20 protein-coding genes are annotated in these 20803 nt (G+C 65.9%); 6 read left to right on the plus strand and 14 right to left on the minus strand.

The window, feature by feature from the left end; genetic code table 11:
- The first annotated feature begins 190 nt into the window (after positions 1-190).
- Positions 191-1039, plus strand: coding sequence for an archaetidylserine decarboxylase (gene asd / locus DOM56_RS16955; RefSeq protein ID WP_110710207.1), 849 nt, complete (start codon positions 191-193; stop codon positions 1037-1039).
- Between the two features lie 15 nt (positions 1040-1054).
- Here the strand turns inward: asd and DOM56_RS16960 are convergent, their stop codons facing one another.
- A complete protein-coding gene (locus DOM56_RS16960; RefSeq protein WP_162302620.1) occupies positions 1055-1657 on the minus strand; it encodes a TetR/AcrR family transcriptional regulator in 603 nt (200 codons plus the stop codon).
- Between the two features lie 190 nt (positions 1658-1847).
- Here DOM56_RS16960 and DOM56_RS16965 point away from each other — a divergent pair, with 190 nt between their 5' ends.
- Genes DOM56_RS16965 through arfB form a run of 3 tightly spaced genes read left to right on the plus strand, consistent with a single transcriptional unit; the run spans position 1848 to position 4030 of the window.
- The gene (locus DOM56_RS16965) at positions 1848-3125 is read left to right on the plus strand and encodes an FAD-dependent oxidoreductase (RefSeq protein ID WP_157958263.1); all 1278 of its coding nucleotides are present in this window, start codon (positions 1848-1850) and stop codon (positions 3123-3125) included.
- Positions 3125-3571 carry an NUDIX domain-containing protein gene (locus DOM56_RS16970; protein WP_110710210.1) on the plus strand — a complete coding sequence of 149 codons (447 nt, stop codon included), beginning with the start codon at positions 3125-3127 and terminating at the stop codon, positions 3569-3571. The genes DOM56_RS16965 and DOM56_RS16970 overlap by 1 nt, the downstream gene beginning before the upstream one ends.
- 42 nt (positions 3572-3613) lie before the next feature.
- On the plus strand, positions 3614-4030 hold the full coding sequence (gene arfB, locus DOM56_RS16975; protein WP_110600612.1) for an alternative ribosome rescue aminoacyl-tRNA hydrolase ArfB: 417 nt from the start codon (positions 3614-3616) through the stop codon (positions 4028-4030).
- Positions 4031-4055: 25 nt separating this feature from the next.
- On the opposite strand, the gene DOM56_RS16980 is transcribed toward arfB, so the two are convergent.
- The 7 genes from DOM56_RS16980 to DOM56_RS17010 form a co-directional block, all read right to left on the minus strand.
- Positions 4056-5192 carry a M20/M25/M40 family metallo-hydrolase gene (locus DOM56_RS16980; protein WP_110710211.1) on the minus strand — a complete coding sequence of 379 codons (1137 nt, stop codon included), beginning with the start codon at positions 5190-5192 and terminating at the stop codon, positions 4056-4058.
- On the minus strand, positions 5189-6385 hold the full coding sequence (locus tag DOM56_RS16985) for a M20 aminoacylase family protein (RefSeq protein WP_110710212.1): 1197 nt from the start codon (positions 6383-6385) through the stop codon (positions 5189-5191). The genes DOM56_RS16980 and DOM56_RS16985 overlap by 4 nt, the downstream gene beginning before the upstream one ends.
- Positions 6386-6442: 57 nt before the next feature.
- The gene (locus DOM56_RS16990; RefSeq protein ID WP_110710213.1) at positions 6443-7963 is read right to left on the minus strand and encodes a M81 family metallopeptidase; all 1521 of its coding nucleotides are present in this window, start codon (positions 7961-7963) and stop codon (positions 6443-6445) included.
- A gap of 64 nt (positions 7964-8027) precedes the next feature.
- Positions 8028-9752: an ABC transporter ATP-binding protein gene (locus tag DOM56_RS16995; protein ID WP_110710214.1), complete on the minus strand. Its 1725-nt coding sequence runs from the start codon at positions 9750-9752 to the stop codon at positions 8028-8030.
- On the minus strand, positions 9749-10648 hold the full coding sequence (locus tag DOM56_RS17000; RefSeq protein WP_110710215.1) for an ABC transporter permease: 900 nt from the start codon (positions 10646-10648) through the stop codon (positions 9749-9751). The genes DOM56_RS16995 and DOM56_RS17000 overlap by 4 nt, the downstream gene beginning before the upstream one ends.
- Positions 10645-11592, minus strand: a complete 948-nt coding sequence (locus DOM56_RS17005; RefSeq protein WP_110710216.1) for an ABC transporter permease — start codon at positions 11590-11592, stop codon at positions 10645-10647. The genes DOM56_RS17000 and DOM56_RS17005 overlap by 4 nt, the downstream gene beginning before the upstream one ends.
- Positions 11593-11656: 64 nt before the next feature.
- Positions 11657-13294, minus strand: a complete 1638-nt coding sequence (locus tag DOM56_RS17010) for an ABC transporter substrate-binding protein (protein ID WP_198655820.1) — start codon at positions 13292-13294, stop codon at positions 11657-11659.
- A gap of 348 nt (positions 13295-13642) precedes the next feature.
- On the opposite strand from DOM56_RS17010, the gene DOM56_RS17015 reads away from it, so the two are divergent.
- A complete protein-coding gene (locus tag DOM56_RS17015; RefSeq protein ID WP_198655821.1) occupies positions 13643-14593 on the plus strand; it encodes a LysR family transcriptional regulator in 951 nt (316 codons plus the stop codon).
- Positions 14594-14608: 15 nt separating this feature from the next.
- Here the strand turns inward: DOM56_RS17015 and epmA are convergent, their stop codons facing one another.
- From epmA to efp, 3 genes are all read right to left on the minus strand, one after another.
- The gene (gene epmA / locus DOM56_RS17020; RefSeq protein ID WP_110710218.1) at positions 14609-15586 is read right to left on the minus strand and encodes an EF-P lysine aminoacylase EpmA; all 978 of its coding nucleotides are present in this window, start codon (positions 15584-15586) and stop codon (positions 14609-14611) included.
- Between the two features lie 2 nt (positions 15587-15588).
- Complete coding sequence (locus tag DOM56_RS17025) at positions 15589-16359, minus strand: SDR family oxidoreductase (RefSeq protein WP_110710219.1); 771 nt, start codon at positions 16357-16359, stop codon at positions 15589-15591.
- Positions 16360-16535: 176 nt separating this feature from the next.
- Positions 16536-17102, minus strand: coding sequence for an elongation factor P (gene efp / locus DOM56_RS17030; protein ID WP_035469951.1), 567 nt, complete (start codon positions 17100-17102; stop codon positions 16536-16538).
- An 89-nt stretch (positions 17103-17191) separates the two neighbouring features.
- On the opposite strand from efp, the gene epmB reads away from it, so the two are divergent.
- Positions 17192-18217, plus strand: a complete 1026-nt coding sequence (gene epmB, locus DOM56_RS17035; RefSeq protein WP_110710220.1) for an EF-P beta-lysylation protein EpmB — start codon at positions 17192-17194, stop codon at positions 18215-18217.
- Here the strand turns inward: epmB and DOM56_RS17040 are convergent.
- Genes DOM56_RS17040 through DOM56_RS17050 form a run of 3 tightly spaced genes read right to left on the minus strand, consistent with a single transcriptional unit; the run spans position 18212 to position 20657 of the window.
- A complete protein-coding gene (locus DOM56_RS17040) occupies positions 18212-18550 on the minus strand; it encodes a DUF2834 domain-containing protein (protein ID WP_110600593.1) in 339 nt (112 codons plus the stop codon). The genes epmB and DOM56_RS17040 overlap by 6 nt on opposite strands.
- 50 nt (positions 18551-18600) lie before the next feature.
- Positions 18601-19998 (minus strand): ATP-binding protein, encoded by a 1398-nt coding sequence (locus DOM56_RS17045; RefSeq protein WP_110710221.1) that lies wholly within the window; start codon positions 19996-19998, stop codon positions 18601-18603.
- On the minus strand, positions 19995-20657 hold the full coding sequence (locus tag DOM56_RS17050) for a response regulator transcription factor (protein ID WP_110710222.1): 663 nt from the start codon (positions 20655-20657) through the stop codon (positions 19995-19997). Before DOM56_RS17050 ends, DOM56_RS17045 begins: the two co-directional genes overlap by 4 nt.
- Positions 20658-20803 lie beyond the last annotated feature (146 nt).

Genomic DNA, 20803 nt, shown 5'->3' on the forward strand with positions numbered 1-20803 from the left:
CTGGAAGCTGGAAGCCAAGATAGAACCACCTACACCAGTCAAATGAAACCGTTTTGGTTTTGGGTTTTGACCTCTCTTCCAGCGTCAAGCCTATGACTGACAGCTCCGAGCGAAGCTCGGTTGCACCGGCGGGGCAGTCTCGCTACCTTGTCCGCCTTCCGTCAGTCCCTCTTCTTTCATCGGGGTCGTTATCGTGGATCGCCAGGAACTCTTCGCCAGAATTCAGTACCCGCTCCCCCACCACGCGATCTCGCGACTGATCGGCCGGATCGCCGATAGCCGGATCCCCTGGGTCAAGGATCTGTTCATTCGTCGCTTCATCGATACCTACGGCGTCGACATGAGTCAGGCCCTGCAGCCGGATCCGAGTGCCTACGCCTGCTTCAACGACTTCTTCACCCGGGCGCTGAAGCCGGACGCCCGCCCCCTCGGCGAGGGGCTGCTCTCGCCGGCGGACGGCGTGCTCTCACGCTACGGGCGTATCGAGCATGGCACCCTGATCCAGGCCAAGGGCCAGACCTACTCGCTCAGTGCCCTGCTGGGCGGCGATGTCGCCCGTGCGGCGCCGTTCCGCCAGGGCAGCTTCGCCACGGTCTATCTGTCGCCCAAGGATTATCACCGCGTACATATGCCGATGACCGGGACCTTGCGCGAGATGACCTATGTGCCGGGACGGCTGTTCTCGGTCAACAGCGCCACCGCCAACCATGTGCCGGGACTGTTCGCCCGCAATGAACGACTGGTCTGTCTCTTCGACACCGAGCATGGGCCGCTGGCCATGGTGCTGGTTGGCGCGATGATCGTGGCCGCCATCGAGACCACCTGGGCTGGACAGGTCACACCGCTGAGCGGTCGGGTGCAGACCACCCGTTTCGATGAACCCATCGTGATCGAGAGAGGCCAGGAGATGGGCCGCTTCAAGCTCGGCTCCACCGTGGTGATGTGCCTGGGGAGAGAGACGGCGTTCGGCGACTTCGATCCCGAGGGTAGTCCGATCAGCATGGGCCAGACGATGGGCGCACTGCCAGGGCCAGCGTGAACCGGCTGGCACCGGCTATGCGTCGGGGCGGTCCCGTACGTAGGGCCCCAGCGCCCGGTCGATGACGGCTTCGACGAAATCCTGGTCGATCTCCGAAAAGGAGACCGACAGCCGATAGTAGACGGCACCGTAGATCAGATCCATGCTCAGGTCCGGATCGATCTCAGGCCTGAGCTCGCCTCGCTCGACGGCGCCAACAATGGCTTGTCGACCCATCTGGCGGCGCGGCCCGATCCAACGTTCGACGAAGGCACGGCTCAACACGGGGTCGGATTGGGCGGCGCCCAGAAGATGCTGCAGCAAGCGCCCATGAGGGCCGTTGAGAATCTCGGCCAGCGCCAGCACGCTGCGACGGAAGCTGGCAACGACAGGCAGTTCGTCATCGTAGGCGATACTCGGCCCGACCGCGTCCAGAAAGGCATCCATGACGATGGCAACCGCATTTGGCCAACGACGATAGATGGTCGACTTGGCCACGCCCGAGACGCTGACTATCCGCTCGACAGTGGCATGGTGAATTCCTCCTTCCAGCGCCAGTTCCATGGCTGTTCGCATCACCTCGGTCGAAGCCGTGGCGCTGCGCGGCCGACCTGGGCGTGCAGGAGAAACGACGGGCATGGAAGACATCCTTGTCAAAAACAGCTCCTGACAGATACGATAATATAAGATACGCATCGTATCGTATCATTTTTTAGTAAGAAACTGTTACTCCTGCCGCGACCTAGATCCCGCCGACCGCCGTTGTCACGGGTATCCCATCGTCGTTCGACACGCATCACTGCTCGAGGCCTCATCATGGAGAGTTATGATGGAGAGTTATGACGTCACCATCGTCGGAGCCGGCCCCGCCGGACTGGCCGCCGCCCGAAGGCTCTCCGGTCAGGGACATCGGGTACTTCTCGTCGATCGGGGTCCGGATATCTCGAGGCGCGACAGAAACGACGAAGCGAATCTGACCCAAGGCCAGGGTGGTGCCGGACTCTACTCGGACGGCAAGTTCTCGTTCTTCCCATCCGCAACGCGGATATGGCAATTGCCGGAACGCGAGGCCTTGCATCGCGCCTACGCCTGGACCTGTGAGCTGCTCGAATCCTATGGTATGCAGACGCCACCGTTCCCGAACAGGACCGACGTCTACACGCCGGAGGAAGGCCGCTGGAACCTGAAGGACTACCCCTCCCGCTACCTGCCACTGCAGGCGCGGGAGGAGATGGTTTTCGGCCTGGTCAACGGCGTCGATATCGACATCCTGACCGGGACCTGCGTGACCTTCCACCGCTACGACGCCGACGAGCAGCGCCATCACCTGCAGCTGGAGGGTCTCGACGCAGCGCCCCGCGCGCTTGTCACCAGGACACTGATCTGGGCCACAGGGCGTTTCGGCGCACTGGACATGGGCGACATCGAGAAGGTCTTCCGCCGCCTGGAAGTCGGGTTCCGTATCGACCAGCCCAGCGAGCAGGCCTTCTTCCAGGCTTTCTCCAATCTCGACCCCAAGCTGACGCTGCAGACGGCCGAAGACGGTATCGAATGGCGCACTTTCTGTGCCTGTCGCAACGGCACAACCGTGCTGACCCGAACGCAAGGTCTGTGGACGGTATCGGGGCACTCGGACGGCCCACCCACGGCGCGCTCCAACGTCGGCTTCAATACGCGCATTCTCGACGAGTCGATGGCACGGGAGGCGATCTCGACATTACAGAACGCCATGGCCGAGCGGGACGCCTACTTCGAAATCCCCCTGTCGGCATGGCTGGAAGGGGACGCCGAGACCACCGCCCGGATGCGGCGGATCTACGGCGACACCCTGGCGTGTGCGATGCTGCAGGGGCTGCGCCAGCTCGTCGACAGCTTCCCCCGGATCGAACATGAGGCGACACGTCTGATCGGCCCGACCCTCGAGGGCGTCGGCTGGTACCCCGGCGTCGACGACCAATTACGCCTGCCCGGGCAACCGACCTGGGTGGTCGGCGACGCCTGCGGACTGTTCCGGGGCATCGTGGCCGCCTTCATCAGCGGCCACTATGCGGCCAGCGCAGCACTGTCGACCTTGTCGCAAGCGCCACTGCAGGAGGAAACGCTCTGATGGCTGCTCCCGTTTCCCGCGTGGGTGTCGGCGTCATCGTCACCCGCCCCGGCGGCGACCTGCTGCTCGGCTATCGTATCAAGGCCGGAGAGACACCCACCTGGTGTCTTCCCGGCGGGCACGTCGAACCCGGGGAGACCTTCGAGGCTGCGGCACTGCGGGAACTGCACGAGGAGGCTGGCATCATTGCTCGACAGCCGGTCGAGATATTCGCCTTCCTGCAACAGCTGGGCAGCGACCGCACCGCGATCACCGGCGCGGCGCTGATTTCACTCGGCGACGAAACCGCCGAACCGCAAGTGAACGAACCGGATGTCTTCGCCCGCTGGGCATGGTTTCCGCAAGATGAGCTCCCCACGCCGCTGTTTCCGGCCAGCGACGCCATGCTCAGCCTGTGGCAGGATAGGCCCTGCCCCGACGGCTGGCGTGTCTATCGCGTCGACTGAGCGAGGCATTCCCTTCATTTTCGAACACTCAGGGAGCAGCCGATGCCACTGGAAATCTCCCGCAACGTCTCGATTCCCGACAACGAGATCGAGCTCATCGCCGTACGCGCCCAGGGCGCCGGCGGCCAGAACGTCAACAAGGTCTCCTCGGCGATCCACCTGCGCTTCGACATCCGCGCCTCCAGTCTGCATCCCGGGTTCAAGGAAAAGCTGCTGGCCCTGAGTGACAAACGCATCACCCGCGACGGCATCGTCGTAATCAAGTCGCAGGAGCATCGCACCCAGGAACTCAACCGGGAGGCGGCCCTCGTCCGGCTGAAGCAGCTGATCAAACCCGTGCTCTATGGCGAGAAGCCACGGCAGGCCACCAAACCGAGCCGCAGCGCCAAACGCAAGCGCGTCGATCAGAAGACGAAACACGGCCAGAAGAAACGCCTGCGCGGGCGTATCGACGACTAGACCGAGCGGCCCCGCCCCCTCGCGATCAGCGTAGCGCGGCCATCAACCCGGCCATCAGTCTCGACCGCTCGACCAGGCTGTCGACCTCGATATGTTCGGCCAGGGTGTGGACGCCCGCGCCGCGAACGCCCAGTCCGTCGAGCGTCGCCAGCCCCATGGCACCGGTGAAATTGCCGTCGGAGCCGCCGCCGCTGCTGGCGTGTGGGAGCGGCACTTGCAGCTCGTCGGCAATCGCCTTGGCCTGGGCGTAGAGCGATAGCGTCGCCTCGCCCGCTTCCCACACCGGCCGGACCACGCCGAGCTCGACCTCGAAGCCGAGGCCATCGGCATCGCGCTGGTTGAACGCCAGCATGCGTTCGATACCGCGATTCAGGTCGGCTTGACGCTTGGCCATGCTCAACGCCTCGCCACGACAGCTCGTCGACACGCAGTTGACCCACTGGCCGCCCTGCACCACGCCGACGCTGAAGGTGCAGTCATCGTCGGTCATCGACTCGATCTCGGGAATTCGTGCAACCATCTCGCGAATCGCGGAATGGCCATCGGCCAGCGCCGCGCCGGCGTGGCTAGGCCGACCGTGAGCGAGCAGCTCGAAACGGGCGATCGCATAGCGCCCGGTAACCACGCCATTGCCCGCGCGCGCCGGTTCCGGAACCAGGATATAGCGATGCCTTGCCGCTTCCCGCTCGATCAGCTCGCGGGTGCCGGGGCTGCCGATCTCTTCGTCGCAGGTCAGCAGCACATGAATCGGCAGCGCCGTATCGACCCGCGCCTGCCGGAGTGCGGCCACCGCGCACAGCGCCGCATAGGTGCCGCCCTTCATGTCGCAGATGCCGGGCCCATAACAGCGTCCCCCCTCACGCCGAAACGGCAACATCGCCAGCGTGCCGACCGGATGGACGGTGTCCAGATGCGCCATGATCAGGATGCCACCTTCGGCCTGACGCGGGTGCGGGAAGCTCGCCTTGACGCAGTCGCCCAGCCCCGCAGGGCCGGCTACGCGTTCGACGCTCGCCCCCATCGCCACGAGATCGTTCGCGGCCAGCGTCATCATGCGATTGACGGCAGCACTGTCGAAGGTCGGACTCTCGCACTCGACCCAGCGCTGCAGTCCGGCCAGCATCTCATCGAGATCGAACTCCAGAGTGGCGGCGAGGCTCATGCGTTCACCGCCCGGGCAGTGCTCGCCGCCGCCAGTTCGTTAAGACGACGTTCGGCGACCCGCGCCAGCAGGCTGGCCCCGATCGGCAGAATCCCGTCGTCGAGCACGAACGCCGGATTGTGCACCGGGACATCGCCGGCATGGCCAACCCAGCAGTAGGAGCCCGGTACCCTCTTCAGCATGTCGGCGAAATCCTCGCTGCCCATCACCGGACGACCGAGATCGGCGACGTTGGCATCGCCGACGATCTCCCGGGCCGCGGCCGCCAGGGCCTCGGTCTGGCTCGGATGATTCTCCAGTACCGAGAAGATATTGCGGATATCGACCTCGATCTCGACGCCGTAGGCGCTGGCCAGGCCGGCTGCCAGCACCCGGATGCGTTGATGGATCAGCGCGGCGACGTCGTCGTCGAAGGTGCGAATGGTGCCGGAGAGCGTGGCCGACTGCGGAATCACGTTGTAGGCGGAGCCGGAATGCAGCTGGGTGATCGACACCACCGCCGCGTCCAGGGGATTGGTGTTGCGGCTGACGATGCTCTGCATGGCCTGGGAGAGCTGCGTCGCGACCACGATCGGGTCGCGGGCGTGGTTGGGCTGCGCGCCATGGCTTCCCCGGCCGCGGATGACGATGTCGAAGAACTCGGCACCGGCCATCGCCTTGCCGCTCATCACGCGGATCTGGCCATGATCGAGATGCGGGGCGTTATGCAGCGCATAGATCTCGTCGCAGGGGAAGCGCTCGAACAGCGCCTCGGCGATCATTGTCCGGGCGCCGCCCAGCCCCTCCTCCGCCGGCTGGAAGATCAACACCACCCGGCCGGCGAAATCGCGCGTCTCGGCGAGATAGCGCGCCGCGCCCAGCAGCATGGTGGTGTGGCCATCGTGACCGCAGCCGTGGAAGCGGCCGGGGTGCTTCGAGGCGAACGCCAGCCCCGTCTCCTCGTCCATCGGCAGCGCATCCATATCGGCACGCAGGCCGAGCGTCTGCCCCGGACCCCGCTTGCCATCGATGAGACCGACGACGCCGGTCTTGCCCACGCCGGTATGCACGTCGATGCCCAGTTCGTGCAGATACGCGGCAACGATGGCGGCGGTGCGCTGCTCCTCGAAGCCGATTTCCGGATGGGCGTGGATATCGTGGCGAATCGCGATCAGTTCATCGGTAAAGGCATCGATACGCGGCAAGGTGGTCATGGGAACTCCTGGGCAAGGGAAACCTAAGGGAAACGTCGAGCTGGGCGACCGTCGGGTTCAGGCAGGTTCGGCGGCAGGGACGAAGGGCCTGCCGAGAGGCGATGTCCGGATGCCGGGGCGCAGGCGTCGCCACGGCAGATCGGCCGGGTCGACGGCCATCGGTCCGGGCGCGGCGCAGACCAGAATGGTCTCCGCGATCGGGGCGAAGTCGGCACGGAAATGGACCGAACTCTTGTTGACCAGAATGGCCTGTTCGAGCGGTTCGATGCCCACCGAACGGTACATCGCCAGGTCGGCCATCTGCGCCTTGCGGCTGACCACCACGATGCGTATGCCGTCGATGCGCAGACACGCTGACGGCCCCATGTCGAGGCGGCCGCCACCATAGTAGGGGCCCGGGGCCACGAACTGACCGTCGGAGAGCGCCTCGACCGTGAATGCCGCCTCCAGCGGAGCGTCTCCCGGCACCCCGGAGTGGCCGCCGAGCGCCACCCGGACCACCGCGCCGACACCCGCTTCATGGGCAACCTGCGCCGCCGCCGGATCGAACACATTGCCGAGCGCCGCTCGGGTTACCCGGCAGCCGATCAGCGCCTTGAGCATGCCCATGGTGTCGGAGTTGCCACCGGCGCCCGGGTTGTCCTGGGTATCGGCGATCACCACGGGCCTGGTGGCGCCTGTCGCCAAGCGCATCGCCTCGCGCACCCCCATCTCGGGATCGAATACACGCCCCACGAAAGCGGGCTCCTGGGCGGCGATTCGTGCGCTCAATGCGTCGGCGGCGCCATCGGCACTGACCTGATCGACCCCGTAGACGATGACGCTGGGGCCGCAGTCGGCGAAATCCGCCGCCGGGAATCCGGTCAAGAACGACACCGCGGGCAGCGTGTCGCGCTCCATCGCCGCGACTTCGGCGTAGAGCGAGCGGCACGGCTCTTCCGCCGTGCACTGCCAAGCGATCGGCATCAGAAAGTCGAGCTGGCGAAATGCCTTGGCCGGTCGCTGGTCACTGGCCAGCAGCCTGGCCAGCGCGGTGGCACAGCGGGCGCCGGTCTCCGCCATGTCGACGTGGGGATAGGTCCGATAAGCGATCAGCATGTCGGCCTGCTCGACCATCGTCGGCGTCACGTTGCCATGCAAGTCCAGCGAGACGACGATCGGGACCGCGTCCCCCACCAGGGCCCGCACCCGGCGCAGCAACTCGCCTTCGCCATCATCGAACTGCTGGGTGACCATCGCGCCGTGGAGATCGAGATAGACCCCGTCGAGCGGTGCCGCAGCGCGGATGCCGTCCAGGAGGCGCTCGGTGATACGCTCGAAGGCCTCATGGGTGACGTGCGCCGATGGGCTCGCCGCGGTCCAGAGGGTCGGTACCAGGGTCCATGCCCGGGCTTCGGGAGCCCCCAGGAAGCCGCACAGGCCAATGTTGCTCGCCGCCACCGCATCGAACAGCGCAGCGCCCTCGCTCAGCGGCGGGGCTCCGCCCCCCCGCCGGAAATCCTCGTAGGTCGCCGGGCTGGGCGCAAAGGTGTTGGTTTCGTGGAGAAAGCCACCGACGGCAATCCGAGGCTGTGACATGACGCGGTCCTTGAGTCCGAGAGAGCGTGAAAAAGAGGCGGTTCGACCGAGTGATCCCGGCCCTTCATGGGTGGACGACAGCGTCCGACGCGGAGGTCGGGGCCTCCTCGAGGACGTGCTCTAGCGGCCGAAACTGCGAAAAGTCCCAGTGCCGTCCGGGTGCGGCCAGCATCAGCGAGCGGGTGTAGGGGTGCTCCGGCGCACCCAGCACGCGGCTCGCCGGGCCGTACTCCACGACCACGCCCTGCTGCATCACCATCACCTCGTCGCAGATCTGGGCAGCGACGCGCAGATCGTGAGTGATGAACAGCACCGCCACGCCGAGCCGGCGCTGAATGTCATCGAGCAGCGCGAGCACCTGGGCCTGGACCGAGACATCCAGCGCCGACACCGCTTCGTCGGCGACCAGCACGTCCGGCTCCATCGCCAAGGCGCGGGCGATGGCGATACGCTGGCGCTGACCGCCGGAGAACTGATGGGGATAGCGCGCCAGCGCGTCTTTCGGCAATCCCACCAGCGCCAGCAGCTCGGCAGCGCGCGCCAGCGCCTCCCCGCGCGGCGTGCCATAGTTGACCGGCCCTTCGATCAGGCTGGCACCGATGGTCAGCCGCGGGTTCAGTGATCGGAACGGATCCTGGAAGATCATCTGGATCCGTTTGCGGTGCGGCCTCAGCGCGGCTCTGCCGAGGCTGGCGATATCCTTGCCCATGACCCGCACGCCACCCGCGGTCGGCTCGATCATCCGCATCACGCAGCGCGCCACGGTCGATTTTCCGGAACCGCTCTCGCCGACGATGCCCAGGGTGCGCCCCCGGGTCAGCGCGAAATTGACCTCGCTCGCCGCCAGCGTCTGGGCGGAGGCCCTGCCGCTGAGCCGGGCCCATCGAGAGGTCTGCCCATAGCGCTTTTCGAGCTCGATCGCCTCCAGCACGACCTCGCGGTCGGTCACCTCCCGCGCCGCCCGAGGCCGCAGGCTCGGCACCGCCGTCAGCAACTGGCGGGTATAGTCGGTCTGCGGCCGCCGCAGCAGCGCCGCGATCGGCTGGGTCTCGACCACCGCGCCATGACGCATGACGCACACCCGATCGGCAATGTCCGCCACCACCCCCATGTCATGGGTAATGAACAGCACCGACGTGCCGTGGCGCTCCTGCAACTGCTTGATCAGTTTGAGAATCTGCTTCTGCGTGGTCACGTCCAGCGCCGTCGTGGGCTCGTCGGCGATCAGCAGCTTGGGTTCCAGGACCAGCGCCATGGCGATCATGATACGCTGGCGCTGGCCGCCGGAGAGCTGGTGCGGCCAGCTGGCGTAGACCCGCTCGATATCCGGCAGCTGGACCTGATCGAGCATCTCGAGCACGCGCTCCCGGCGCTGCGCCGAGGAGAGCCCCTTCCGGTGCATGACCAGCACCTCCTCGATCTGCTCTCCCACCCGCATCAACGGATTGAGGGCGGTCATCGGCTCCTGGAAGATCATCGCCATACGGCTGGCGCGCAGCTCGCGCAGTCGCCTTGGGGAGGTATCGAGCAGGGCGTCCCCCTCCAGCGCGATACGACCGCCGGTCACGGTGAGGCTTCCCTTGGGCAGCAGTCCCATCACCGCCAGCGAGGTCACCGACTTGCCGGAGCCCGACTCGCCCACCAGGCAGAGCGTCTCGCCCGGCGCGATCGAGAAGTCGATGCCCTCGAGGATGGGCTTGGCCGGCGAGGCGTGCGTCGTGACTTTCAGCCCACGAATCTCCAGCACCGGCGCCGGGGCGAGCTCGGCGTGAGTGACGTCATCGCTCATTGCGCACCTCCTCGTTTCTGCAGCCGGGGATCGAGGCGGTCACGCGCGGCATCGCCGAGCAGGTTGATCGACAGGATGCAGATCGACAGCATGATGCCCGGCCAGAAGATCAACGAAGGCTTGATCAGGAAGTAGGTTCGACCCTCCGACATGATGTTGCCCCAGGTCGGGGTCTCGGTCCCGATGCCGGCCCCGAGAAAGGAGAGGATGGCTTCGGTCAGGATGGCCGAGGCGCAGATGTAGGTGCTCATCACGATCAACGGGGCCAGCGTGTTGGGCATCAGGTGACGCCACATCACCGTGGTCAGGCTGCTGCCCAGCGAGACCGCGGCTTCGACATAGGGTTCCTCCCGCGCGGAGAGCACCACCGAGCGCACCAGGCGCACCACCCTGGGAATCTCGGGGATGGTGATCGCGGCCATCACGGTCCACAGGTTGGCGCTGATCAGCGAGACGATGGCGATCGCCAGCAGCACGCTGGGAATCGCCATCAGGCCGTCCATGACGCGCATGATCAGCGAATCCAGCCCGCGAAAGAAACCGGCGAGGATGCCTAGCGGCAAGCCGATGACCACGCTGATCAGCGCACTGCCGATACCCACGATCAGCGAGACCCGAGCGCCATAGAGCACACGCGACAGCAGATCGCGGCCATAGGCGTCGCTGCCCAGCCAGTACTCCGCACCGGGGGGCTTGAGGCGATTCGCCGGAGACATCTCGAGCGGATCGTGGGGAGCGAGCCATGGCGCCAGGATGGCGACGATCACGATCAGGGCCAGGCAGACGCCGGCGATCATCACCGTCCAACCGGGGCGCCGGCGCGGCCAGAAGCGTAGCCGTCGCGGCACCGGGGCGCCGGCGACATCGGAGGCGGCGTGAGGGGGTGACAGGCTCATTGGTAACGGATCCTCGGGTCGAGCAGCGCATAGGAGAGATCGATGGCCAGATTGATCAGCACGTAGACGCCGCTGGTCACCAGAATCAGCCCCTGGATCACCGGATAGTCACGCGAGAGGATCGCATCCACCGTCAGCCGGCCGAGCCCCGGGATGTTGAACACGCTCTCGGTGACGACCACCCCGGTGATCATCAAGGCGAAGCCGGTACCGATCACTTCGAGAATCGGCACGCCGGCGTTGCGCAACGCATGCTTGAACAGCACCCGTCTCTCGCTGGCGCCCTTGGCGTGCGCGGTCCGCACGAAATCCTCCCCCAGCACGTCCAGCATGCTGGCCCGGGTCATCCGCGCGATCAGCGCGATATAGATCGTTGACAGCATCAGTGCCGGCAGAATGGCGTGTCTGATGAAGGGCCCGAACCCCGCCTCGGAGATCCGCTTGAAGCCCTGAACCGGCAGCCAGCCGAGATCGATGGCGAAAATCTTGATCAGGAGGTAGCCGATCACGAACACCGGCACCGAAAAGCCCAGCACCGAGACCGACATCACCGCGTTGTCGATCAGGCTGCCGTGCTTCCAGGCTGCGATGACGCCCATCGGCACCGCCACCACCACCGAAAGCACGATGCTGAGCAGGGCCAGGCTGACGGTGGGTTCCAGGCGCTGGGCCATCAGCTGTGTCACCGGCAGGTTGGACATCAGGGAGGTGCCGAAATCGCCCCGCAGCAGCTCCCCGGCCCAGTGGAAGAATTGCAGATAGATCGGCTGGTTCAGCCCCAGGGTCTCGCGGATCCGATCCAGTTGCGCCGGGGTGGCCATGTCACCGGCGATGATCGCCGCGGGGTCGCCCGGCGAGAGCCGGAGCAGCAGAAAGACGAACAGCGCCACCATCACCATGACCGGCACTGCCGCCAGCGTTCGACGCAGACAGTAGCTGAACATGAACGTACTCCGTTGCAGTTCGTCGCAGGCCCGGAGCGCGATGTCGATCGCGCTCCGGCGCCCGTTACTCGGACTTGGTGATGTTCCAGAACACCGGCACCGGTGAGTGCAGAATGCCGGAGAGCGCCTTGTTCCAGGCCGCCGGAATCGAGTATTCGCCCAGCGGGATATAGGTCACCTGTTCGAAGGCGTGACGCTGAATACGCTCGGCGATCGCCTTGCGGTCGGCATCGCTTTCGGCCTGGGCGAACTGGTTGCGCATCGATTCGAGCTCGGGGTCGTCCGGCCAGCCGAACCAGCCGCCATCCTTGCCGCGGCCATTGAGCATCGGGTTGACCAGCGGATTCCACACTTCCGGGATGTACCAGTTGGTGAAGAACATGTTCCAGCCGCCGGCCGAAGGAGGTTGCTGGCTGGCACGACGGGTGACCAGTGTCTGCCAGTCCATCGGCTGCAGATCGACCGTGAAGCCGGCCTGGCGCAACAACTGGGCGGCGATCACCGGCTGCGGGCTGACCGTCGGCGCGTCGGTCGGCTGCATCATGACGACGGGCGTGCCATCGTAGCCAGCGTCTGCCAGCATCTGCTTCGCCGCCTCCGTCCCGCCGCCGGTCGCCAGCGTCTCCGGCGCACCGGCGTCGGTGGCGAGCGGCGTCTGGCAGCCGTACATCGAGTCACAGGTGGTGTAGAACTCGGGATTGCCGATCAGGGATGCCAGCACGTCGGTCTGGTTCATCGCCGTCAGCGCGGCGCGGCGAATCTCGGGGTTGTCGAACGGAGGATAGAGAAAATTGAAGCGCCCGATGGTCTGGCTGCCCAGCTCATTGAGCTTCTCGACCGTCAGCTCGGGATTGGCCTGGAGCACCGGCAGCAGATCGACGGAGGGCGACTCGAGGAAATCGATCTCCCCCGAATTGAGCGCGTTGAGCGCCGTCTGGGCGTCGCTCATGTTGATCCACTCGACACGATCGACGTTGACGACCTTGCCGCCGGCAGTCCAGCTGGCCGCCTCGTCGCGGGGCACGTACTCCGCGAATTTCTCGTAGACGACGCGGTTGCCGGGGTCATACTCGTCGGCAACGAACGTGAACGGCCCGGAGCCGATCTGATCCTCCACCGTCAGCGTCTCGTCGGGAGACTTGCTCGCGATACGCTCCGGCATCACGAACAGCGGCACCGACGAGGGCTTCGCCATCAGTTCGAGCACGTAAGCGAACGGCGACGACAGTGTCAGCGTCACCGTCGCGGGATCCGTCGCCTCGACACTCGCGACGTGATCCATCAACATCTGGCCACCACCATCGCGGGCGGCCCAGCGCTTGAACGACGCCACCACATCCTTGGCGGTCACCTGGCCGCCGTCGTGCCAGGTCAACCCGTCGCGCAGGGTAAAGGTGTAGGTCATGCCGTCATCGGAGACTGCCCAGTCGGCCATCTGTGGCTGTGGCTGGAACTTGTCGTCCATGCCCAGCAGCGTGTCCCAGATCATGTAGCCATGATCGCGGGTGATATGGGCCGTGGTGGTGATGGGATCGAGCACGCGCAGCCCGGAGTGCATGACCGCGCGAATCGTGTTCGCTTCCGCCGGCGCAGCGGCCAGCGACGAGATCGCACCACACGTGGAGAGCAGCGCCACCATCGTCATGCCACCCAACAGGCGGCGACGCACAGCGGAAAAACGACGCGAGAAAGGAGTCGTCATGAGGGACCTCGTTATCGATCTTATGATGGTCTTTGGCGATAGGGACGGAGGCTGTTGTTATGGATTCAGGAAGCGCTGAAGCCATCGGCGCGCGGAATGAGTCGCAAGACGCATGGAACTGGGGTCAGGCGCGGGTCGATCGGACTGGCCCCCCAGTACCCCGTAACGCAGCGATTCGCTCGCGCAGGCATTCATGCAGTGCTTCCTTCATGGCCGCCCGGCACCTGTCGCTCTTACCGAGAGTAGATCCCGCCGGGAGGAAAACAATACTTTCGTCGACAGGTCAGTGTTGCCTGAAAAGCAACACTCGAAGCATGCTTCGTGATTCCATCCCTGTGGAATCTCCCCGTGGCACATGACAACGACAAGTTCCCGACTCACCTGAACAGCCGCTGGCTCTACTACCTATCGCAGGCGCTCGAGGCCGGCTCGATCCGCACCGCGTCCGACCGACTGGATGTGGAACCCTCCGTCATCAGCCGACAGATTCGGCAGCTCGAGCAGGCGCTCGGCCTGATCCTGGTCGAACGCCATGGCCGCGGTGTTCGGGCCACCGAGGCCGGTGACATCCTGCTCGACTTCTATCGCGAACGGGATGTCGCCGAGCAGACGGTGTTCGGACAGCTGGCCGAACTGGACGGCCTGCAGCGCGGCCATATCAGCCTGTCGATCAGCGAGGGGTACAGCGATCGGCTGATGAGCGGGGTGATGAACGACTTCTGCGCCCGCCATCCGCAGTTGACGATCGAGATGACCCTGGCCAGCGTCAACGACGTGGTTCGCCAGGTCTACGAGGGCCAGGCGCATATCGGCGTTGCCTATGCCCCCCGGTTGATTGCCGGCATCGAATCGGTGGCCGCCGTCCGCCAGCCGCTCTGCGCCATCGTCCACCCCGAGCATCCGCTCACCCGGTTGCCCCAGCCGCTTGCGCTGGATGCCATTCTCGAATGGCCCCTGGGCCTGGTGGGTCACGGCTACGGCATTCGCCAGCTGATCGACGCCGTGGAAGTCCTGAGCAAGCGCCATTTCCATGCCAGCCTGGTCAGCAACTCGCTGGCGACGCTGAAGCAGTACGTCAGCTCCGGCAACGGCGTCACCTTCATCGGCAGTGTGGCGCTGCTGCACGAACTGCGGCGCGGCCAACTGGTGGCGCTGGAGGTCGATCACCCGGTGTTCCGGGAAGCCGAATCCCATGTCATCGTGCGCCGTCAGCGGCCGCTGTCGCCGGCCGCCAAGCAACTGCTCGGCGAGATCGTGACGCTATGGCCCTTCGGTGAAAGACGGCGGGTGGCGTGGTAGCAGCGCCATGGCCGGTCAGCAGCGCGGCGTCGGGAACGCCATGACCTGGGCCAGGGAGTCCTTGCCCAGCGCCAGCTGGATCAGGCGGTCGATCCCCAGCGCCACCCCACTGCCCGCGGGCATGCCGTGCGCCAGGGCGGCGACGAGACGACGGTCGACGGCGACAGCCGACTTGGCAAGCGCCGCGCGTTGGCGATTGTCATCCTCGAAGCGGGCGGCCTGCTCCCGGGCGTCGGTCAGCTCGTCATAGCCGTTGGCGAGTTCGAGGCCCTGCAGATAGATCTCGAAGCGAGACGCCACCTCGTCGCCCTCCTCGTCGACCCGCTTGCGCGCCAGCGCCGCCTGGCTGGCGGGATAGTCGACCACCACGTCGATGCCGTCCTGCCCCAGCGTCGGCTCGATGACCAGGCTCATCAGCAGGTCGAGACAGCCATCGCGATCGCTGTCGGCCATGTCGAGTCCGCCGCGCTCGCCCGCCACCCGCTGCAGCTCGGCCAGAGGCGTGGTGAAGGGGTCGAGCGCCAGCGCCTCGCGAAACAGCTCGCGATAGCGTCGCCGCCGTGCCGGGCCGGGCGCCGGTATCAGCGTACGGATCAGCGCCTCGCACTCGTCGATCAGCGCCGCCAGCGAGAAGCCGGGGCGGTACCACTCGAGCATGGTGAACTCGATATTGTGACGCCGCCCCACTTCGCCATCGCGGAAGCTGCGGGCGAGCTGGAAGATCGGGCCGCTGCCCGCCGCCAGCAGCCGCTTCATATGGAACTCCGGCGAGGTCTGCAGCCACAGCGTCTCGCGTCCGGCAGGGGTGGTCGCGCGCAGCGAGAGCGAATCGAGGTGCGGGTCGGTACTCCCGGCGTGGCCGAGAATCGGGGTCTCCACCTCAAGCACGTCGCGGGCGGCGAAGAAAGCACGCACCGCCGCCAGCAGCCGCGCCCGCTGGCGCAGCGTCTCGATCGTCGCCGAGGGCTGCCAGTCGTCTGGGCTGGGCGTCATCGTCACGTGTGATAGACCTGGCTGCGGCCACCGTCGATCAGGATATCGGTGGCATTGATGAAACGCGCCTCGTCGCTGGCCAGGAACAGGGCGGTGTTGGCCACCTCCTCCGCCTCGCCGATGCGCTGGCACGGCAGCAGCGCAATCTGGCGCTGGCGCTCGGTGTCGTCGAGGCCATCCAGCCACGCCTGGGCCGAGGGGGTACGGATCAGCCCCGGCGAGATCGAGTTGAAGCGCAGCCCGCGGGCGGCGTACTCGATGCCGAGTGCGCGGGTCAGCCCGATCAGGCCATGCTTGGCCACCGGGTAGGGAAAGGCACCGGGAATGATCTTGTGACCGTGCACCGAGGCGATATTGACCACGTGGCCATAGCCGCGTGCCAGCATCTCCGGGAGCAGCGCCTGGATCACATGCCAGGCCCCCTCCAGATTGATCGCCAGGCACCGCCGCCAGCTCACCTCGTCGGTGGTCAGCGGATCGCTGAAGACGTTGACCCCGGCGGCATTGACCAGCAGTTCGAGCGGCCCCAGCGCCGCTGCGGCCTCGGCCACCGCACGGGTGACGCTGTCAGCCTCGGCGACATCGGCCTCGACGCTCACCACCCGGCGGCCGCTCTCCTGCTCGACACGCTCGCAGGCGCGCGTCAGCGCCGCCCGGTCGCGGTCGAGCAGCGCCAGATTGGCGCCCTCGGCGGCAAAACGCAGCGCTGTGGCCAGGCCGATACCGCTGGCCGCGCCGGTGATCAGGGCGGTTCGCCCCGTCAGTCTGCCCATCTCGCCTCCAATGGCGCCGCAGCGCTAGACGGCGCGAACACGCCGACAATTCGACCCCGCCGGCCGCGGCCGGCCGCGGCCGGCGGGAGAACGCAGAAGGCCACGCCGAAGCGTGGCCAATCTGGCTGAGACCCGACCTGCACCAGCGCGGCTTCGAAGCCGGCACGACGCCAGCATCAAGCGCGGGAGACGTACTCGCCGCTGCGAGTATCGATCCTGAGCACTTCGCCCTGGTTGATGAACAGCGGGACACGAACCACCGCACCGGAGGAGAGCGTCGCCGGCTTGGAGCCGCCCTGGGCGGTGTCACCCTTGAGCCCCGGATCGGTCTCGACCACTTCGAGCTCGAGGAAGTTGGGCGGGCTGACAGCGATGGCGTTGTCGTTCCACAGGGTGACGGTGTAGACCGCCTGCTCCTTGAGCCACTTCTCGACGTCGCCGATGGCTTTCTTGTCCACCGCGTACTGCTCGAATGAGCCGTCGGTCTTCATGAAGTGCCACATGTCACCGTCGGTGTAGAGATACTCCATGTCGAGATCCATGACATCGGCGCCCTCGAGCGACTCGCCCGACTTGAAGGTACGCTCCCAGACCCGACCGGTGATCAGGTTGCGCAGCTTGACGCGGTTGAACGCCTGTCCCTTGCCGGGTTTGACGAATTCGTTCTCGAGAATGTTACACGGGTCGCCATCCAGCATGACTTTCAGGCCGCCCTTGAATTCGTTGGTAGAATAGTTCGCCATGTTTCCTCACTAATGAACGATCGCGGGGCGTCCGCGACGAGAATTCCGTAACAGCGCTGCCAGGGCGCGTTCTAACTCAGGTGGTCCGCATGATAACCCGAACCCCGATCGCCGTGCATCGTGAAGCCGAATCGCGCGCTCCCGCGGCTTGGCAGCACCAGCTGCGCGAGGTGATCCGCGACCCGCGGGTGCTGTGCCAGCGCCTCGGCCTCGACCCGGCGCTGCTGCCCGGCGCCAGTGCGGGTCACGCGCTGTTCCCGGTACGGGTGCCCGAAGCCTACCTGGCGCGTATCCGCCACGCCGACCCCGACGACCCGCTGCTGCGTCAGGTACTGCCGCTGGCAGCGGAGCAGGATGCCGTCGGCGGCTTCGTCGCCGACCCGCTGGCCGAGCGCGAGCATACCCCGCGCCCCGGGCTGATCCACAAATATGCCGGGAGAGTGCTGCTGATCGCCAGCCCGACCTGCGCGATCAACTGCCGCTACTGCTTCCGGCGCCACTTTCCCTACGCCGAGCACGCCCCCTCGATGCGCGAGTGGGACGCCAGCCTCGACTATCTGCGCGGCGACGCCTCGATTCGTGAGGTGATCCTCTCCGGCGGCGATCCGCTGGCCTCGCCGGACCGGCGCCTTGCCGAACTGGTCGCCCGGCTGGAGACGATCCCCCACCTCCAGCGCCTGCGCATCCACTCACGCCTGCCGGTGGTGATTCCCGATCGGATCGATGCCGCCCTGCTCGACTGGCTAGGTGGCACACGCCTGCAGAAGGTGATGGTGCTGCACATCAACCACGCCCAGGAGATCGACGCCGCGGTGGTCGACGCCTGCCGACGTCTGGCGGCCGCCGGCGTCACCCTGCTCAACCAGAGTGTGCTGCTGCGCGGTATCAACGATCAGGTGGATACCCTGGCCGAGCTGTCGGAACGGCTGTTCGCCGCCGGTGTGCTGCCCTACTACCTGCACGTGCTCGATCCGGTCAGCGGCGCGGCCCACTTCGATGTCGACGACGACAGCGCGCGGGCGCTGGTGGCATCGCTGCGCCAACGTCTGCCCGGCTTTCTGATGCCGCGGCTGGTGCGCGAGCTCCCCGGCGAGGCGAGCAAGACCCCGCTATGAGGACGAGGACGTGCGCCTCGGCGCGGCGCGCCAGTCACGCCAGCCACGCAGGGTGAGATAGGCCAGCGGCCCGGCCGAGCCGAAGCAGAAGGTAATCACATAGAACACCAGCAGATAACCCAGCCCGTGCCCACGGCGCCGAGCATCGAAGAACATCCAGGTGGCGATCATCAGCAGCGCCAGATAGACGTCGAATACCACCAGCGCCGTGGTCGGCTTGCGCATCAGCTCGCTGGCGAAAGCGCCCAGGCTCTGGTCGCTGGTTGCGATGGCGAAGACCGTGTAACCCATGAACAGGACCAAGGCCAGGAGGGGGATCAGAAAGCGAAGCATCGGCAAACTCCTGTTGACGGTCGACGATTGAACACCAGACGGCGGCAACCTCACTCCAGCGGCAGCGTGACGTGAACGCTCAGCCCACTGTCGACCGGCAGCGACGTCTGGTCGAGCCGGATCTCCCCGCCAAGCCTCTCGGCCAGTTCCTGCACGATCGACAGGCCCAGCCCGGATCCACTGGTCTGCTGCCCCGCCAGGCGTACGAATCGCTCGAAGACACGCTCACGTTCGGCGACCGCTATCCCCGGGCCGCTGTCAGCGATCTCGATATGCAGTCGGTCTCCAGTCTGCCACATCCGCAATCTCACCTCGCCCTCTTCGGGGGTGTAACGCAAGGCGTTGTCGAGCAGATTGCGCAGCAGCACGTAGAGGCCGTTCTCGTAGCTGCAAATCTGGAGGGCATCGGGAATTTCCTGCGTGAAGTGAATGCCTCGCCGCTCGACCAGCGGCTGCATGTCCCGCTGCAGCTCCCGCCCCAGCCGGTTCAGGCCCACCATCTGCCGGTTCATGCCCTCGCCACTCTCGAGGCGGGAGAGCGTCAGCAGCTGTTCGACGACTCGCGTCATGCGGTCGACGCCATTGATGATGGAGCGCGCGCCGCGCTGCGAGCGCTCCTCGGCGGTATCGCTGGCCAGGTTCTGGGCGTGGACCTTGATCGCGGCCAGCGGGGTGCGCAACTCATGGGCGGCATTGGCGGTGAAACGGCGCTCCTTCTCCAGCGTTTCGGCCAGGCGACCAAACAGCCCGTTCAGCGCCTCGACCATACCCCGAATCTCCTCGGGGGCCTCGCTGCCATCGATCGGCTCCAGATAGCTCGGCCGGCGCGCCGTGATCTGACGGCTGATACGCAACAGGGGAGAGAAGCCGCGGGCGATGACGAAAGGGATCAGCAGGGCGATCAACAGCACCCCGATCACCGGCGGCATCAGATTGCGCAGCGCGATCTGCCAGGTCAGCTCGTCGCGCACGTCGTCGCGCTGGGCGGCACTGGCCCACACGCCGTGAACCTCGTCATACAGCGTGAACGTGCGCCAGTCGTGATGATCACCCGCAGTCTGCGCGTAACCCGGCACGGGGATCAGCGTATCCAGCACGCCCGGCGTCCTCATGCCCAACAGGGCGTGGCCGTCGTCGTCCCAGATCTGGAATCCCAACTTTTTCTCGTACGGATGGCCTAGCGGCGTCGGCGCGTCGGTGGCGTTGTCGGGGACCATCACCGGCTGCATCTGTAGATCGGCGATCAGGTCATCGCTGGTTCGACCCTGATCACCGCGATACTCGAAATAGAGCGCCACCATGGTGCGCGTGGTCTGCGCCAGTTCGGCATCGAACAGTTCGTTGATCTGGTCCCGCGTGTCGTGATAGCTCCAGAGCGCCGCGATCGCGGTGATCAGGGTCACCGAAAACAGCAGAACACGCCTGAGGTAGCGGCGAATCGAGATCAACCCATCGCCCCCAGTCGATAGCCGACGTTACGCACTGTCGCCACCACGTCGCTCCCGAACTTGCGCCGCAGATGGTGGACATGGACCTCGATGACGTTGCTCTCGACCTCGGCGTCCCAGCCGTAAAGCACTTCCACCAACTGGTCGCGGGTAAACACCTGCCCGGGATGCGTCATCAGATGGGCAAGCAGGTCATGTTCCCGACGCCCCAGCGCCACGACGACCCGATCGAAGCGTATTTCATGGGCAGCCGGATCCAGCGACAGCCGGCCACACGTCACCACCGGAGACGCACGTCCCGCGCTGCGTCGGACCAACGCCCTCAAACGGGCCAGCAGCTCGCCATTGTCGAAAGGCTTGACGAGATAGTCATCCGCGCCGCTGTCGAGACCGCGGATACGGTCGACCACCTCGTCCCGCGCCGTCAGCACCAGCACGGGAATCTGGCTCTGCCCCTCCCGCAACTGCCTGAGGATCTCGAAGCCGTCGATGTCGGGCAGCCCCAGATCCAGTATCAGCGCGTCGAAGTTGGAACCCTCCAGCGCTTCGCAGACGCCACGCCCCTCGGTCAGCCACTCGGGCACCATTTGTTCGCGTTGAAGGACATCGACGACCCCCTCCCCAAGCAACGGATCGTCCTCAACCAGCATTACCCTCATGGCGTTCTCTCTCACGGCCGCTGCCTGCGGCGACACTCGGCTCTGTCAATTCGGCTCTATCAATACCACGGCAACACGCCATTGGTTCCCGCTTCCCTCTGCCTGACCTTCCACTGTCACGAACCTGTTGGAAAATAAGCAGCGCA

The sequence above is a fragment of the Salinicola sp. CR57 genome, assembly GCF_003206585.1.
Classification (GTDB): domain Bacteria; phylum Pseudomonadota; class Gammaproteobacteria; order Pseudomonadales; family Halomonadaceae; genus Salinicola; species Salinicola lusitanus.

What these genes read in the sequence shown, in the direction of transcription:
- DOM56_RS16980 (WP_110710211.1), bottom strand. Translation starts at nt 5,192, where the DNA reads ATGAGCCTCGCCGCCACTCTGGAGTTCGATCTCGATGAGATGCTGGCC.
- DOM56_RS16985 (WP_110710212.1), bottom strand. Translation starts at nt 6,385, where the DNA reads ATGACCACCTTGCCGCGTATCGATGCCTTTACCGATGAACTGATCGCG.
- arfB (WP_110600612.1), top strand. Translation starts at nt 3,614, where the DNA reads ATGCCACTGGAAATCTCCCGCAACGTCTCGATTCCCGACAACGAGATC.
- DOM56_RS16960 (WP_162302620.1), bottom strand. Translation starts at nt 1,657, where the DNA reads ATGCCCGTCGTTTCTCCTGCACGCCCAGGTCGGCCGCGCAGCGCCACG.
- DOM56_RS17000 (WP_110710215.1), bottom strand. Translation starts at nt 10,648, where the DNA reads ATGAGCCTGTCACCCCCTCACGCCGCCTCCGATGTCGCCGGCGCCCCG.
- DOM56_RS16990 (WP_110710213.1), bottom strand. Translation starts at nt 7,963, where the DNA reads ATGTCACAGCCTCGGATTGCCGTCGGTGGCTTTCTCCACGAAACCAAC.
- DOM56_RS16970 (WP_110710210.1), top strand. Translation starts at nt 3,125, where the DNA reads ATGGCTGCTCCCGTTTCCCGCGTGGGTGTCGGCGTCATCGTCACCCGC.
- DOM56_RS17050 (WP_110710222.1), bottom strand. Translation starts at nt 20,657, where the DNA reads ATGAGGGTAATGCTGGTTGAGGACGATCCGTTGCTTGGGGAGGGGGTC.
- DOM56_RS17010 (WP_198655820.1), bottom strand. Translation starts at nt 13,294, where the DNA reads ATGACGACTCCTTTCTCGCGTCGTTTTTCCGCTGTGCGTCGCCGCCTG.
- epmA (WP_110710218.1), bottom strand. Translation starts at nt 15,586, where the DNA reads ATGACGCCCAGCCCAGACGACTGGCAGCCCTCGGCGACGATCGAGACG.
- DOM56_RS17040 (WP_110600593.1), bottom strand. Translation starts at nt 18,550, where the DNA reads ATGCTTCGCTTTCTGATCCCCCTCCTGGCCTTGGTCCTGTTCATGGGT.
- DOM56_RS17005 (WP_110710216.1), bottom strand. Translation starts at nt 11,592, where the DNA reads ATGTTCAGCTACTGTCTGCGTCGAACGCTGGCGGCAGTGCCGGTCATG.
- DOM56_RS17025 (WP_110710219.1), bottom strand. Translation starts at nt 16,359, where the DNA reads ATGGGCAGACTGACGGGGCGAACCGCCCTGATCACCGGCGCGGCCAGC.
- epmB (WP_110710220.1), top strand. Translation starts at nt 17,192, where the DNA reads ATGATAACCCGAACCCCGATCGCCGTGCATCGTGAAGCCGAATCGCGC.
- DOM56_RS16995 (WP_110710214.1), bottom strand. Translation starts at nt 9,752, where the DNA reads ATGAGCGATGACGTCACTCACGCCGAGCTCGCCCCGGCGCCGGTGCTG.
- efp (WP_035469951.1), bottom strand. Translation starts at nt 17,102, where the DNA reads ATGGCGAACTATTCTACCAACGAATTCAAGGGCGGCCTGAAAGTCATG.
- DOM56_RS16965 (WP_157958263.1), top strand. Translation starts at nt 1,848, where the DNA reads ATGGAGAGTTATGACGTCACCATCGTCGGAGCCGGCCCCGCCGGACTG.